The organism is Bradyrhizobium sp. IC3195, from assembly GCF_020193585.1.
In the GTDB taxonomy this organism is placed as follows: Bacteria; Pseudomonadota; Alphaproteobacteria; order Rhizobiales; family Xanthobacteraceae; genus Bradyrhizobium; species Bradyrhizobium yuanmingense.
The window spans coordinates 45,483-58,360 of sequence record NZ_JADYVG010000007.1 but is presented as its reverse complement, the minus strand read 5'-3'; the positions used below and the strand labels follow the sequence as shown (position 1 = coordinate 58,360).

General features: G+C 64.4%; 11 protein-coding genes. 6 read left to right on the top strand and 5 right to left on the bottom strand.

Annotation, left to right across the window (positions count from 1 at the left end):
- Window positions 1-162: 162 nt before the first annotated feature.
- Genes I6F09_RS16085 through I6F09_RS16065 form a run of 5 tightly spaced genes read left to right on the top strand, consistent with a single transcriptional unit; the run spans window position 163 to window position 5,782 of the window.
- Window positions 163-1,953 carry a peptide ABC transporter substrate-binding protein gene (locus tag I6F09_RS16085; protein WP_035996767.1) on the top strand — a complete coding sequence of 597 codons (1,791 nt, stop codon included), beginning with the start codon at window positions 163-165 and terminating at the stop codon, window positions 1,951-1,953.
- A 26-nt stretch (window positions 1,954-1,979) separates the two neighbouring features.
- Window positions 1,980-2,939, top strand: coding sequence for an ABC transporter permease (locus I6F09_RS16080; protein WP_025033623.1), 960 nt, complete (start codon window positions 1,980-1,982; stop codon window positions 2,937-2,939).
- Window positions 2,905-3,822, top strand: a complete 918-nt coding sequence (locus I6F09_RS16075; protein WP_035996800.1) for an ABC transporter permease — start codon at window positions 2,905-2,907, stop codon at window positions 3,820-3,822. Before I6F09_RS16080 ends, I6F09_RS16075 begins: the two co-directional genes overlap by 35 nt.
- Window positions 3,822-4,817: an ABC transporter ATP-binding protein gene (locus tag I6F09_RS16070; RefSeq protein WP_035996773.1), complete on the top strand. Its 996-nt coding sequence runs from the start codon at window positions 3,822-3,824 to the stop codon at window positions 4,815-4,817. Before I6F09_RS16075 ends, I6F09_RS16070 begins: the two co-directional genes overlap by 1 nt.
- On the top strand, window positions 4,814-5,782 hold the full coding sequence (locus I6F09_RS16065) for a dipeptide ABC transporter ATP-binding protein (RefSeq protein WP_035996776.1): 969 nt from the start codon (window positions 4,814-4,816) through the stop codon (window positions 5,780-5,782). The genes I6F09_RS16070 and I6F09_RS16065 overlap by 4 nt, the downstream gene beginning before the upstream one ends.
- A gap of 29 nt (window positions 5,783-5,811) precedes the next feature.
- On the opposite strand, the gene I6F09_RS16060 is transcribed toward I6F09_RS16065, so the two are convergent.
- Together I6F09_RS16060 and I6F09_RS16055 are read right to left on the bottom strand one after the other, a co-directional pair.
- Window positions 5,812-7,716: a diguanylate cyclase gene (locus I6F09_RS16060; protein ID WP_192893056.1), complete on the bottom strand. Its 1,905-nt coding sequence runs from the start codon at window positions 7,714-7,716 to the stop codon at window positions 5,812-5,814.
- Window positions 7,717-7,889: 173 nt separating this feature from the next.
- The gene (locus tag I6F09_RS16055; RefSeq protein WP_036020706.1) at window positions 7,890-8,111 is read right to left on the bottom strand and encodes a dodecin; all 222 of its coding nucleotides are present in this window, start codon (window positions 8,109-8,111) and stop codon (window positions 7,890-7,892) included.
- Window positions 8,112-8,289: 178 nt separating this feature from the next.
- Here I6F09_RS16055 and I6F09_RS16050 point away from each other — a divergent pair, with 178 nt between their 5' ends.
- Window positions 8,290-9,171 (top strand): DMT family transporter, encoded by an 882-nt coding sequence (locus I6F09_RS16050; protein ID WP_225188513.1) that lies wholly within the window; start codon window positions 8,290-8,292, stop codon window positions 9,169-9,171.
- Between the two features lie 20 nt (window positions 9,172-9,191).
- Here I6F09_RS16050 and I6F09_RS16045 read toward each other — a convergent pair whose 3' ends face one another.
- The 3 genes from I6F09_RS16045 to I6F09_RS16035 form a co-directional block, all read right to left on the bottom strand.
- Window positions 9,192-9,749 carry an HNH endonuclease gene (locus I6F09_RS16045; RefSeq protein ID WP_057028390.1) on the bottom strand — a complete coding sequence of 186 codons (558 nt, stop codon included), beginning with the start codon at window positions 9,747-9,749 and terminating at the stop codon, window positions 9,192-9,194.
- 197 nt (window positions 9,750-9,946) lie between these two features.
- Complete coding sequence (locus tag I6F09_RS16040; protein ID WP_225152180.1) at window positions 9,947-10,924, bottom strand: peptidyl-alpha-hydroxyglycine alpha-amidating lyase family protein; 978 nt, start codon at window positions 10,922-10,924, stop codon at window positions 9,947-9,949.
- A 144-nt stretch (window positions 10,925-11,068) separates the two neighbouring features.
- Window positions 11,069-12,832, bottom strand: coding sequence for an NAD(P)/FAD-dependent oxidoreductase (locus I6F09_RS16035; protein ID WP_225188512.1), 1,764 nt, complete (start codon window positions 12,830-12,832; stop codon window positions 11,069-11,071).
- Window positions 12,833-12,878 lie beyond the last annotated feature (46 nt).

Sequence of the window (12,878 nt, the reverse complement as noted above, 5' to 3'; positions counted from 1 at the left end):
GCTGCGGAGCGCAATTTTGCCCAACGGACAGCCAATAGACCGTTTGCATACACACGGTCCCAGTTGACGTGCACCCCATTCGGTGTGCCATCTACCGCCAGCTAAACCAGGCGGTCGCGAGCGGCCGCCTGCATCCATGTCGGAACCAGACGGGGGACAACCATGCTGGACAAAGAGCTGCGTTCGATGATCGGTCAGGTGAAGGACGGGCGGATGGACCGCCGCGCCTTCGTCAAGCGCCTCGCCGCGGTCGGTCTCACCGCTCCCCTCGCCAACCAGCTCCTCGCGCTCGGCGGCGTTGCCATGGCGCAGAGCCCCGCGGTCTACAAGCCGACCAAGCGCGGGGGCGGCGGCCCTCTCAAGGTGCTGTGGTGGCAGGGGCCGACGCTGCTCAATCCTCATTTCGCCACCGGCACCAAGGACCAGGACGGATCGCGGCTTTTCTACGAACCGCTCGCCAGCTGGGACGCCGACGGCAATCTCAACCCGATCCTCGCGGCAGAGATTCCCTCGCTTGCAAACGGCGGTCTCGCCGCCGATGCCAAATCGGTGGTCTGGAAAATCAAGCCGGGAGTCAAATGGCACGATGGCAAGCCGCTGACTGCCGACGACTTCGTGTTCACCTGGCAATACGCCAGCGATCCCGCCACGGCTGCCGTCAGCATCAGCACCTATGGTGACATCACGGTCGAGAAGGTCAGCGATCTTTCGATTCGCATCCTGTTCAAGACCCCGACGCCGTTCTGGGCCAACGCGTTCGTCGGCGCTTATGGATGCGTTCTCCCCAAGCATCTGTTTGCCGACTACAAAGGCTCGAAGTCCCGCGAGGCGCCGAACAATCTTGCCCCGGTGGGCACCGGTCCCTACAAGTTCGTCGAGTTCAAGCCGGGCGATGTGGTCCGCGGCGAGCTCAATCCCGACTATCACATGCCCAACCGTCCGCATTTCGACACGATCGAGATGAAGGGCGGCGGCGATGCCGTCTCGGCGGCCCGCGCGGTGATCCAGACCGGCGAATTCGATTTCGCCTGGAACATGCAGGTCGAAGACGACGTGCTGCTGCGTCTGGAGAAGGGCGGGAAGGGCAAGACCGTCTATGCCACCGGCGGCGACATCGAGTTCATCGCGATCAACTTCACCGATCCGAACACTGAGATCGACGGCGAACGGTCCTCGATGAAGACCAAGCACCCGATCTTCTCCGATCCGAACGTGCGCAAGGCGCTCGCCCTGCTCGTCGACCGCGACTCCGTCAAGAAGGCGATCTATGGTCGGGCCGGCCGCACCACGGCCAACTACCTCAACGGCCCCGAGAAGTTCGTCTCCAAGAACACCTCGTGGGAGTTCAACATCGAGAAGGCGTCGAAGATGCTCGATGACGCCGGCTGGAAGGTCGGCGCCGACGGCATCCGCGAGAAGGACGGCAAGAAATTCAAGCTTCTGTACCAGACCTCGACCAACGGTCCGCGCCAGAAGACCCAGGCCATCGTCAAGCAGGCCTGTCAGAAGGCCGGCATCGACGTGGAGCTGAAATCGGTCGTCGCCTCGGTCTTCTTCTCGTCTGACGTCGCCAACCCGGACACCTATCCGAAGTTCTATGCCGACATCGAGGAGTTCCAGATCCCGATGACGCAGCCCGATCCGGCCCTGCACATGCGGCGCTACATCTCCGCCAATGTGGCCACCAAGGAGAACAAATGGCAGGGGCAGAACTTCCCGCGCTACGTCAACAAGGAGTATGATGACGCCATTGCTGCGGCTGAGACCGAGACCGATCCAGTCAAGCGCGCCGCGCTCTACATCAAGTGCAACGACCTGTTGTGGCAGGACACCGTGTTCATTCCGGTGATGCATCGCCTGCTGGTGGATGCCTGCTCCAACACGTTGCGGCCGGCGCTCTCGGGCTGGGCCAATCGGACCGATAACCTTCAGGACTGGTACCGGGAGGCATGAGCGCAGGCTAGACGGGATTCTTCCCTATGAGTCAGTATGTCCTGCGTCGCCTCCTGATCGCCGTTCCGAGCCTGCTGGCGATTTCGCTGGTGCTGTTCGTCGTGCTTGCGCTCGCGCCCGGCGATCCGTTCTCCGAACTGGCCACCAATCCGAACGTGCCGCCCGAAGTGCAGGCGGCACTCCGGGCCAAGTTCGGTCTCGACGACCCGATCTACCTCCGCTACCTGCACTGGCTCAACGCCATGCTGCACGGCGACTGGGGCTTCTCCTTCGTCAGCCGGATGAACGTCGACACGCTGATCCTCCAGCGCCTGCCCGCCACGCTCTACGTGATCGGCTCGGCGCAGATCCTGGCGCTGCTGATCGCGATTCCGGTCGGCGTCTATGCCGCGACCAGGCCGTATTCGCTGTTCGACCAGATCGCGAATACGCTCGCCTTCGTCGGCTTCTCGCTGCCGACCTTCTTCACCGGCATCCTGTTCATCCTGATCTTCTCGGTCACGCTGGACTGGCTGCCTTTCGTCTACACCACCGACATCAAGGCCACCGGCATCCGCTGGGTGCTGGAGATGATCCGTCAGGCGATCATGCCGGTGGCGGTACTCGGCCTGTTCCAAGCGGCGTCGATGACGCGCTTCGTGCGCTCGGCGATGCTCGACGTCATCCGGCTCGACTACGTCACCACGGCGCGGGCCAAGGGCCTCGGCCAGACCACGGTGATCATCAAGCACGTGATGCGCAACGCCATGATTCCCGTGGTCACGCTGATCGCGTTGCAGATGCCCGCGGTGTTCGGCGGCGCCATCGTCACCGAGCAGATCTTCCGCATTCCCGGCATCGGCTCGCTGCTGATCTCCTCCATCCTTTCCAACGACACGCCGGTGGTGATGGCCGTCACCTTCGTCTTCGCGTGCCTCGTGGTGCTGTTCAATCTCATCGCGGACGTGCTTTATGGCTGGCTTGACCCTCGCATCTCCCTCCGCTGAGCGGCGCGCCTATTCGCCCTGGCGCGAAGCATGGCGGCGTTACAGCCGCCACCGGCTCGCGGTGGTCAGCGCTGTCCTGCTCCTCATCCTGGTGCTCGCCGTCGTGCTTGGGCCGTTCGTGTGGCGTGTGAAGATCAACGAGATCGACATCGTCGCGGGCCTGCAGGGTCCGTCGCTCGCCCATCCCTTCGGCACCGACGATCTCGGCCAGGACATTCTGGCGCGCATGATCTATGGCGGCCGCATCTCGCTCGCGGTCGGGCTCGCCGCGATGCTGGTCGCTGTCATCATCGGCACAGTGATCGGCGCGCTCGCCGGTATGTCGCGCGGCGCGCTCGGACACGGATTGATGTGGCTCACCGACCTGTTCCTGTCGCTGCCGCAGCTGCCGCTGCTGCTGCTGCTGATCTATCTGTTCCGCGACGGGCTGAAGCAGGTGTTCGGACCCGAAGGCGGCATCTTCATCTTGATCGTGCTCGTGATCGGAGGTCTGCGCTGGATGCCGGTGGCGCGGCTGGTGCGTGCCCAGTTCTTGTCGCTCCGCGAAAAGGAGTTCGTCGAAGCCGCCCGTGCGCTCGGTGCCAGTCCGGTGCGGCAGGTGGTACGGCACATCCTGCCCAATGCGGTCGGCCCGGTTATCATCGCCGGCACCATCGACGTCGCCGCCGCGATCATCGCGGAATCGACGCTGTCCTTCCTCGGCCTCGGCTTCCCGCCGGATACCCCGACCTGGGGCCGGCTGCTGTTTGACGCCAAGGATTTTCTCGACATCGGTCCGCACTGGGCGCTGTTTCCGGGCGGCGCGATCTTCGTCGCGGTGGTGGCCATCAACTTCATCGGCGACGGTCTGCGCGACGCGCTCGATGCGCGACGGGTGATCTGATGGCGCCGCTGCTCGAGATCAAGGGCCTGAAAACTCACTTCTCCACGGACGACGGCATCCTCCAGGCCGTCGACGGTGTCGACATCTCCATCAACAAGGGCGAGACGCTCTGCGTCGTCGGCGAATCCGGCTGCGGCAAGACCGTGACCGCGATGTCGATCCTGAAGCTGATCGCAATGCCGCCGGGCCGGATCGCGGCGGGCCAGATCATCTTCGAGGGGCGCGATCTGGTGCCGCTGACCAGCAACCAGCTCGACGAGATCAGGGCGAAGGAGATCGGCTTCATCTTCCAGGAGCCGATGACCTCGCTCAATCCGGTGCTCACCATCGGCGAGCAGATCGCCGAGAGCCTGCGACGGCACGAAGCGGTGACCAGGAAGCAGGCGCTCGAGCGCACCATCGAGATGCTGAAACTGGTGCAGATCCCGAACGCCGAAGGCCGCGTGCACAATTATCCGCATCAGTTTTCCGGCGGCATGCGCCAGCGCGTGATGATCGCGATGGCGCTCGCCTGCAAGCCGAAGCTGATCATCGCCGACGAGCCCACCACCGCGCTCGACGTCACCATCCAGGCGCAGATCCTCGACCTGTTGCAGGACATGAAGGACCGCTTCGGCATGGCGGTGATGCTGATCACCCATGCCATGGGCGTCGTCGCCGAGACCGCGCAGCGCGTCGTCGTGATGTATGCCGGCAAGGTGGTGGAGGAGGCGCCCGTCGACGATCTCTTCGGCGATCCCCGTCACCCCTATACGCAAGGCCTGATCCGCTCGATCCCGCGCATCGATCTCGACAGCGAGCACAAGACGCGGCTCGAGGCGATCGGCGGCTCTGTGCCGATCCTGATCAACCCGCCGGCCGGCTGCCGCTTCGCGCCGCGCTGCAAGTTCGCCATGAATGTCTGCACCGAGAAGGAGCCGCTGCTGCGCGAGATCGCGCCCGGTCACCGCATGGCCTGTCATCTCGGAGATACCAGCGTGGGAGCCGCGTCATGAGCGAGCCCTTGCTCCGCGTTAGCGGCCTGAAGAAACATTTCCCGGTGCTCGGCGGCCTCTTGTCGCGCCAGGTCGGCACCGTCTATGCGGTCGACGGCGTGTCGTTCTCGGTCAACCGCGGCGAGACGCTCGGCCTCGTCGGCGAATCCGGTTGCGGCAAGTCGACGACCGGGCGCTGCGTGCTGCGCCTGATCGAGCCGACCGACGGCGAGGTCACCTTCGACGGCCAGGACGTACGCAAGCTCGGCGGCAACGATCTGCGCGCGATGCGGCGGAACATGCAGCTGGTGTTCCAGGATCCGTTCGCCTCGCTCAATCCGCGCATGACGGTCGGGGCCATTCTCGGCGAGGCCTTTACCATCCACAATCTCGCCTCCTCCTCGAAAGAGCGCGAGGAGCGCGTTGCGGGACTTCTGGTCAAGGTCGGGCTCAAGGCCGAGCACATGCGGCGCTATCCGCATGAATTCTCCGGCGGCCAGCGCCAGCGCATCGTGATCGCGCGCGCGCTCGCGGTCGAGCCGAAGCTGATCGTCTGCGACGAGCCGGTCTCCGCGCTCGACGTGTCGATCCAGGCCCAGGTCATCAACCTGCTGGAGGACCTTCAGGCCGAGCTGAACCTGACCTATCTGTTCGTCGCGCACGATCTCTCGGTGGTCGAGCACATCTCCGACCGTGTCGCGGTGATGTATCTCGGCCGCATCGTCGAGCTCGCGAAAGCCAGCGACCTCTACCGCAACCCGCAGCATCCCTACACCAGGGCGCTACTGTCGGCGGTGCCGGTGCCAGATCCAAAACTCAAGCGCGAGCGCATCCGCCTCAAGGGCGACGTGCCGAGCCCGATGAAGCCGCCCTCCGGCTGTCACTTCCACACCCGCTGCCCGATCGCCCAGCCACGCTGCGCGGAAAGCGCGCCGCCGCTGAAGGAGGGCGCGGGCGGCCATTTCGTGGCGTGCCATCTGGCGTAGTGCTATGTATCCGTAGACGGCCGATCAGCTCACGCGCTTTTCGCGGGCCATGCTATCACTTGGCCCGACATCACCAGCCGGTCTCGGCCGCTCTCCTTGGCGACGTAGAGCGCACGGTCGGCGGCGGCGACCAGCGTACTAGAGTCCATCGCGGTCTGGGACGGAAGAGCCGCGGCGCCGCCGATGCTCGCAGTCACCAGCCGCGAAGGCGGATTTTGCGCGTGCAGCATGGCGAGATCGAGCAGCGCCTGGCGAATCGCTTCGCCGACCTCGGCGCAGCCTTCAGGACCGGTGTTCGGCAGCAGCACGGCGAATTCCTCGCCGCCATAGCGCGCCGCGAGGTCGGCCGGACGCCTGGCCTGGGCGGATAAAATCCGGGCCAGCGCGCGCAGGCAGGCGTCGCCCGCCAGATGCCCATAGAGATCGTTGAATTTCTTGAAATGATCGACATCGATCAGTAGCAGCGAGAGCTGGGTTCCGTCGCGCCGAGCCCGCGCCCATTCGTCGGCAAGGTGGTCGTCGAAGGCGCGACGGTTGGCGAGGCCGGTGAGACCGTCAGTGATTGCCAGCGAGGCGAGCCTGTCCTGAAGATCCTTCTGCTCGGTCATGTCGCGCACGACCGCGACGACGCCGTCGATCACGCCGCTGTCGGACGCCACGGTGACGTGTAGCGCCGCCTCGGCCCAGATCTCGCCTTTGTCGCGATGACGCTGCCGATAGACGAACCGCGCTTCCTCCGCCTCGCCATTCTTCAGCGCGGCGATGGCCTGCTCAACTCGTTCCATGTCGTCGGCGTGAATGCCGGCCAGGGCCGAGGTGCCCATCAGTTCTTCGGCCGACCAGCCGGTGATGCGCGCGCAGGAGGGAGAGACGTAGAGCAACCGGTTATCCAGCCCGATGCGGGTCACCATGTCGCTGGATTGCTCGGCCAGCAGGCGGAAATTGGCTTCCTTGGCGACCAGGGCCTGTGCCGTGCGCTGCCGCTGCAGCAACTGACGGACCAGATAGTAGCCGATCACCGCGATCAAGAGGACGAGTCCGAGGACGAAGCTCATGCGTGCTGCTGCCGCGCGTCGCCAGGGGGCGAGCACGTCGGCCTGCGACTTGCTCGCCAGCACCATCAGGGGATAGCGGCTGCTGCGCTGGTAGTAGCTCAGCCGCTCCGCGCCATCGAGCGGCGATTTGAAGTAATAGACCGCTGCGGCGGGGCGGCTTTTCCAGCTTCTGAACAAGGGCGCATCGGACAGGTCGCGTCCGACGAAGGCGCCGCTCTCGTCACGGCTGCGCGCCAGCATGATGCCGCTGTCGTTGAGCAGAGATGCCGAGCCGTTCGGCCCGATGTCGAACCGCTCGTAGAATTTGACGAAATAGCTGACGTCGATCGTGAGCAGGGCGACGCCGGCGAAGCCGCCGTCGGAATCGTTGATCCGGCGGGATGCGGTGACGATCCACTGACCGCCGGAGCGGCTCTTGACGGGTCGCCCGATCAGCGTGCCCGTGTCCGTAGAATCGCGATGGCGTTGGAAATATTCACGGTCGCTGTTGTTGAGCTTGGAGAAATCGAGGTGCTCCGTCGTGGCGAGCCAGCGGCCGGTCGCATCATAGATGAAGATGCCGCGGATGCGTTCCGATGATTTGCGGGTGGGCAGATAGGCCTGGAGCTTCATGATCGTGTCCGGGCCCATCCCGTCGATCTCGAGCCGGTGGACCAGCCCGACGAGAATCGTATCGGCAAGCTCGAACGTGTCGTCCGCGTGCTGGATCAGCGACTGAGCGAGGTTGGTGACGTCGATTTCGGCGTTCCTCAGATCGGCGTTGCGCGCCTCCCATTCGCGCCACGCACTCAGGCCGAGGATAGCCACGCAAGTCAGCACGACGAATCCGGCCGCCCAGAGCGGAAGGCGCGTCTTGCCGAGTTCGCGGCTTGTGACCATCAGGCTTGCTCCAAATCGGAGCAAACCTCTCACTTTCGCCTTAACGGCTTGTTGCAATATCCGCGATGATTGTGCGGGGTCTGTACTCGACCGGGAACATGGCCGACATCGAGTTCCACTCTCGTCGGCCCGCTTTCATGGTGGTGTCGCCGCGCGATGGGCGGCCTGACGTCTCATCCTTCCAACGTGAAGCCGACGCGCAGCGTCACCTGAAAATGACGCACGGCGCCGTTCTCGACATGGCCGCGCGTTTGCACGACCTCGAACCATCTTATTTCGCGAACGGTCTTGGAGGCGCGGCTGATGGCGTTCTTGATCGCATCCTCGATCGAGGTCTCGGATGATCCGACGAGGTCCAGGATCTTGTAGACGTGATCGTGCTCGGCTGTGGGCATGGCCTTCCCTCATTTGGTATATTGCCATCCGAAACATGCGTATGGCGGAACGTGCGCAGGCGAGCGTGCCTGGCCCACGGTCTGAACGGTCGTGGGAGCTTCGGGTTCCTTGCTCCGCGATGGCCCGCATGCACCAGGCGAGGTGGAGCGGCCGGCGCCGGCCTGCTAAGCGCTGGGTATGGACACGGCGCGACGCGACAGGACGATCGGCTCTCTCTGCCTGTGCGTAACGGCGTTCGGCTGGGCTTTGAACTGGCCGCTGATGAAGCTGCTGCTGCAGCAATGGCCGCCTTTGTTCGCGCGCGGCCTTGCGGGTGTTTGCGCCTCGCTCATTCTCGGCACCCTGGTGCTGATCCGGAAGGAATCCTTCGCCGTCCCGCGCGAGGCGGTGCCGCGCCTCTTGTTTGCGACCTTCACCAACGTCTTGGCCTGGATGGGTCTCGGCACGGTCGCGATGAAATATGTGAGCGTGAGTGAGGGCGCGCTGCTCGCCTATACGATGCCGATCTGGGCGATGCTGCTCGCCTGGCCGGTGCTGCACACGCGGCCGGCGCGACGAGATGTTCTTGGGCTTGTCCTCGGCATTGCCGGCGTCACGCTGCTCCTGAGCGGCGACGGTCTTGCGTTCAGCACCGACAAGCTGGTCGGCATTGCGCTCGCACTGCTCTGCGCCATCCTGTTCGCGCTCGGCAATGTGCTCAACCGCAAGCCGCTGCCGATGCCGCCGCTGGTCGTCGTCGCCTGGCAGGTCGGGCTGGGCTGCGCCACGATGCTGGTCCTCGGCGTGCTGTTCGAGCGCCCTGACGTCACCGCCATCACTCCGCTGGGGCTCGGCTGCTTCGTCTACATGACGCTGGTGCCGATGGGCCTCTGCTACGTCACCTGGTTCGAGACGCTGCGCCGTCTGCCCCCAACCACGGCGTCGACCGGCATGCTGATCGTGCCCGTGATCGGCGTCGTCTCAGCGGCGATCATTCTCGGCGAGCCGCTCGGCTATCGCGAATGGACGGCGATGGCGCTCACGCTCGGCGGCGTGACGCTGGCGTTGCAGCGGGGGTAGCAGAGCGCGCTGACTCGCACCTACGGATCCAGCTCCGTATCCCAGTACAGATAGTCCAGCCAGCTGTCGTGCAGATAGTTCGGCGGAAACAGCCGGCCGTTGCGGTGGAGCTGGTGCACGGTCGGTGCGAACGCCGTCTGGCGCGGAAACATTTTGGACTGCGCCGGTGTGAGATTGCCCTTGCGCAAATTACACGGCGAGCACGCCGCGACCACGTTCTCCCAGGTGGTCTGGCCGCCTTTGCTGCGCGGGATGATGTGATCGAAGGTGAGGTCTTCGGGCGAGCCGCAATATTGGCAGGCGAAACGATCGCGCAGGAAGACGTTGAAGCGGGTGAAGGCGGGGTGGGTGGTCGGCTTGACGAAGGATTTGAGCGAGACGACGCTGGGCAGCTGCATTTCCAGCGTGGGACTTCGAACCGCCTGATCGTAATGTGCGACGATGTTGACGCGGTCGAGGAACACCGCCTTGATCGCGTCTTGCCACGACCACAACGACAGTGGGTAGTAACTCAGCGGCCGGAAGTCCGCATTCAGCACCAACACCGGCCAACTGCCTTGCGAGACATGTGCGTTCAAGTAACGCTCCCGGCCTCCAATATACGCTGCGAAGCAGCATGTAGTGACATACTACATGCAGCGTGACGGGATTGTGAAGCCCGTTGAGCGACTTATTCAAGCGCAAGCAATGCGGCGGCGGGGTGGCAAACGTGCTCAAAAAGCCGCGATCCGGGGGCGCGGAACCGCCCCAGCGTGGGCTGCCGTTGCCATGGCAGCTACTCCCGTACCCGCTCCAGCTTCTGCAGGCAGCGCGTCGCGCGCACCGCGGCCGGCATCTCCTCGTCCGGAAAGCTGGTCGTCCAATTGGTGACGCCGACCTCGCCGACATAGATGTCACCCCTTGAGTCGAGTGCGAGCCCATGCGGCGCGAGGAATTTGCCGCTGGCAACGCCCGGGCCCTCCTCGCCGCCAAGCCGTGCGATGCGTTTGCCCTGTGCATCGACGATCGACAGCCGCGGACCGAGATTGGGCACATTGCGGTTGATGGCAAGGCCGGGGCCGAGCTCGCCGATGATGAAGGTCGGGCTGTTGGCCCCGCCGCAGCAGCACAGCGCGCAGGGCCGGTGCAGATTGTTCCACTGCGTCTCGTATTTGCCCTCGCCGTCGAACACCTGGACGCGGTGGTTCTCGCGATCGGCGACATAGACCCAGCCGTCGGCATCGGTGGCGATATTGTGCACGATGTTGAACTGACCGGGATCAGTGCCCGGCTCGCCCCAGCTCTTGATCAGCTTGCCGTCAGGCGTGAATTTGTGCACGCGCGCATTGCCATAGCCGTCGGAGACGTAGATCTCGCCCTTCGGCGACAGCGCGGTGTGGGTGCAGCGGTGGAACGGCTCGCCGCTCATGAACGGCGCCGGCTTTGCAGGAATGCCGATCGTCAGCAGCACCTTGCCGTCAGTGGTGCATTTGCGCACGGTATGGTCGCCGTCGTCGGTGCAATAGAGATTGTCGTCGGCGTCGATATGTAGGCCGTGCGCGCGGGAAAACAGTCCTTCGCCCCAACTGCGCAGGAAATTGCCGTCGCGGTCCAGCACCACCATCGGGTGGGCGCCGCGGTTGAAGACGTAGACGCGGTCCTTGCTGTCGACCGCCACCGAGGCGACGTCGGTGAGCTGCCAGCCGTCCGGCAATTTCGCGAAGTTGTCGACGACGCGGTAGCGGTGCTCGCCGGTGCCGAGAATGGCTGGCATTGATCTCTCCTCTTGTCATTTCGGGGCGCGCGAAGCGTGACCTATGATGCGCAATTGCGCATCTGAGAATCCATTGGGCAGCATACTCTGTGGTTAGATGGATTCCGGGTTCGCGCTTCGCGGGCCCCGGAATGACGGCTGTAGCTATATTCGTGCCAAAATCCCTTCCTCGATCGCCTTGATCTGCAGCGCCAGATATTTCGAGTTGATCCGGCATTGCGCCAGGCTCCCGGCGATGAACCAGAGGCCGGGCTGCCTGGTGCGCGCATACATGTTGCGCAGCTCGAAGCCTTCGCCAAAACCCCAGATCGGCCCGACGCGGTCGGCGATGCCGTCGCCGAACAGCTTGCGCACCAGATATTCCTGCGGCTTGTAGCCGGTCGAGAGCACGACCAGGTCGGCGGTAATGATCGAGCCGTCCTTCATCCGCGCGCCCTCAGCGTTGAAGCTTTCGATGTCGGAGAACTGCCTGAGGCTGATCTTGCCCTCGACGATCAGGTTGGAGCAGCCGACGTTGAAGTAATAGCCGCCGCCGCGGGTGAGGTATTTGAACTGCCAGCCGGTGCCGGCTTCGCCGAAATCGAGCTTGAAGCCGACGCGCGCGAGGCCGTCGAGTAGCTCCTTGTCGAGCTGCTTGGATTGCTCGGTCAGCATCACATGCGTCTTCTTCGCGAGCGGCGTCGGCATCGACGCTGCGATCAGGTCGTTGTCCTCGAGCGTGCCCTCGTTGTAGGTCGCGTAGGCCAGCTGCGCCGACGGCTCGATGTTGGTGACCAGCGTCGGCGAACGCTGCACCAGCGTCACCTCGGCGCCGCTGGAATGAAGATCCTGCGCGATGTCATGACCGCTGTTGCCGGTGCCGATGACGATGGCGCGCTTGCCGGTCCAGTTCTCGCCGTCCTCGTAGTCGCTGGAATGCACCAGCGTCCCCTTGAAATTGTCGAGGGTCGCAATGTCGGGAATGTTGGCGATGCCGCTGACGCCGGTCGCCATGATCACATGGCGCGGATGCATGGTGCGCTTGCTGCCGTCGGCGCGCCGCAGCGTGACGGTCCAGTGGCCCTTGGCCTCGTCATAGGCGCCGCCCTCGAACTCGGTGCCGGTCCAGAAGTTCAGCTCCATCGCATCGACATAGGCCTCGAACCAGTTGGCGAGCTTGTCCTTGGGGATATAGACCGGCCAGTTCGGCGGAAACGGCATATAGGGCAGGTGATTCACCTGCACCTGGTTGTGCAGGGTCAGCGCGTGATAGCGCTTGCGCCAATTGTCGCCGATCCGCATCTCGCGATCGACGATCAGGGTGTCGACCTTCAGCTGCTTCAGCCGCGCGGCAATCGCGAGCCCGGCCTGGCCACCGCCGACCACCAGCACGGCCGGATCGTGATCGGCATAGGCGCGCGCAGCGTTGCGCTGGTCGAGCCAGTTCGGCCCGCGGAAGTCGCGCGAATAGGCCTGGCCGCGCGGGCGCGAGGTGCCGAGCTGTTCCTCGAAGCCCTTGAGTTCGTCGAGCGCGGTCAGCAGCGTCCAGGCCTTCAGGCGGTCGCCGTCGGCAGTATCAGGCACGAGCCGTACGATGCCGTTGCCGCGACCGAGCGCGGTCTCGAAGTTGAAAATCGCCTCGATGCAGTTGGTGCCGGCCCGCGTCACCCAGCGCGGCGGGGCCCGGTTCGGAGCGATCTTGAAACTGATCGGCTCTGCCTTGGACGCGAGCGCGGCCAGCGCTTGCGCAATCGTCTCGCGCCCGGCGAGCGTTTGCAGGTTCCAGCTCAGCGCCAGCACGTCGCGCCAGAAGCCGTCGGCGAGGAAGAGCGGGCCCAGCGTCGCGGGATCAGGTCTGCTTAAGGTGCGCTCGAAGTCGTCGAGCCAGGCCTGTGCGGCGATGGAAATATCCTGCGTCCGGTCCAGCATGCGCGACCTCATGGCCGTCTTCGCGGCGTTTCCTCAGAGATCGAAC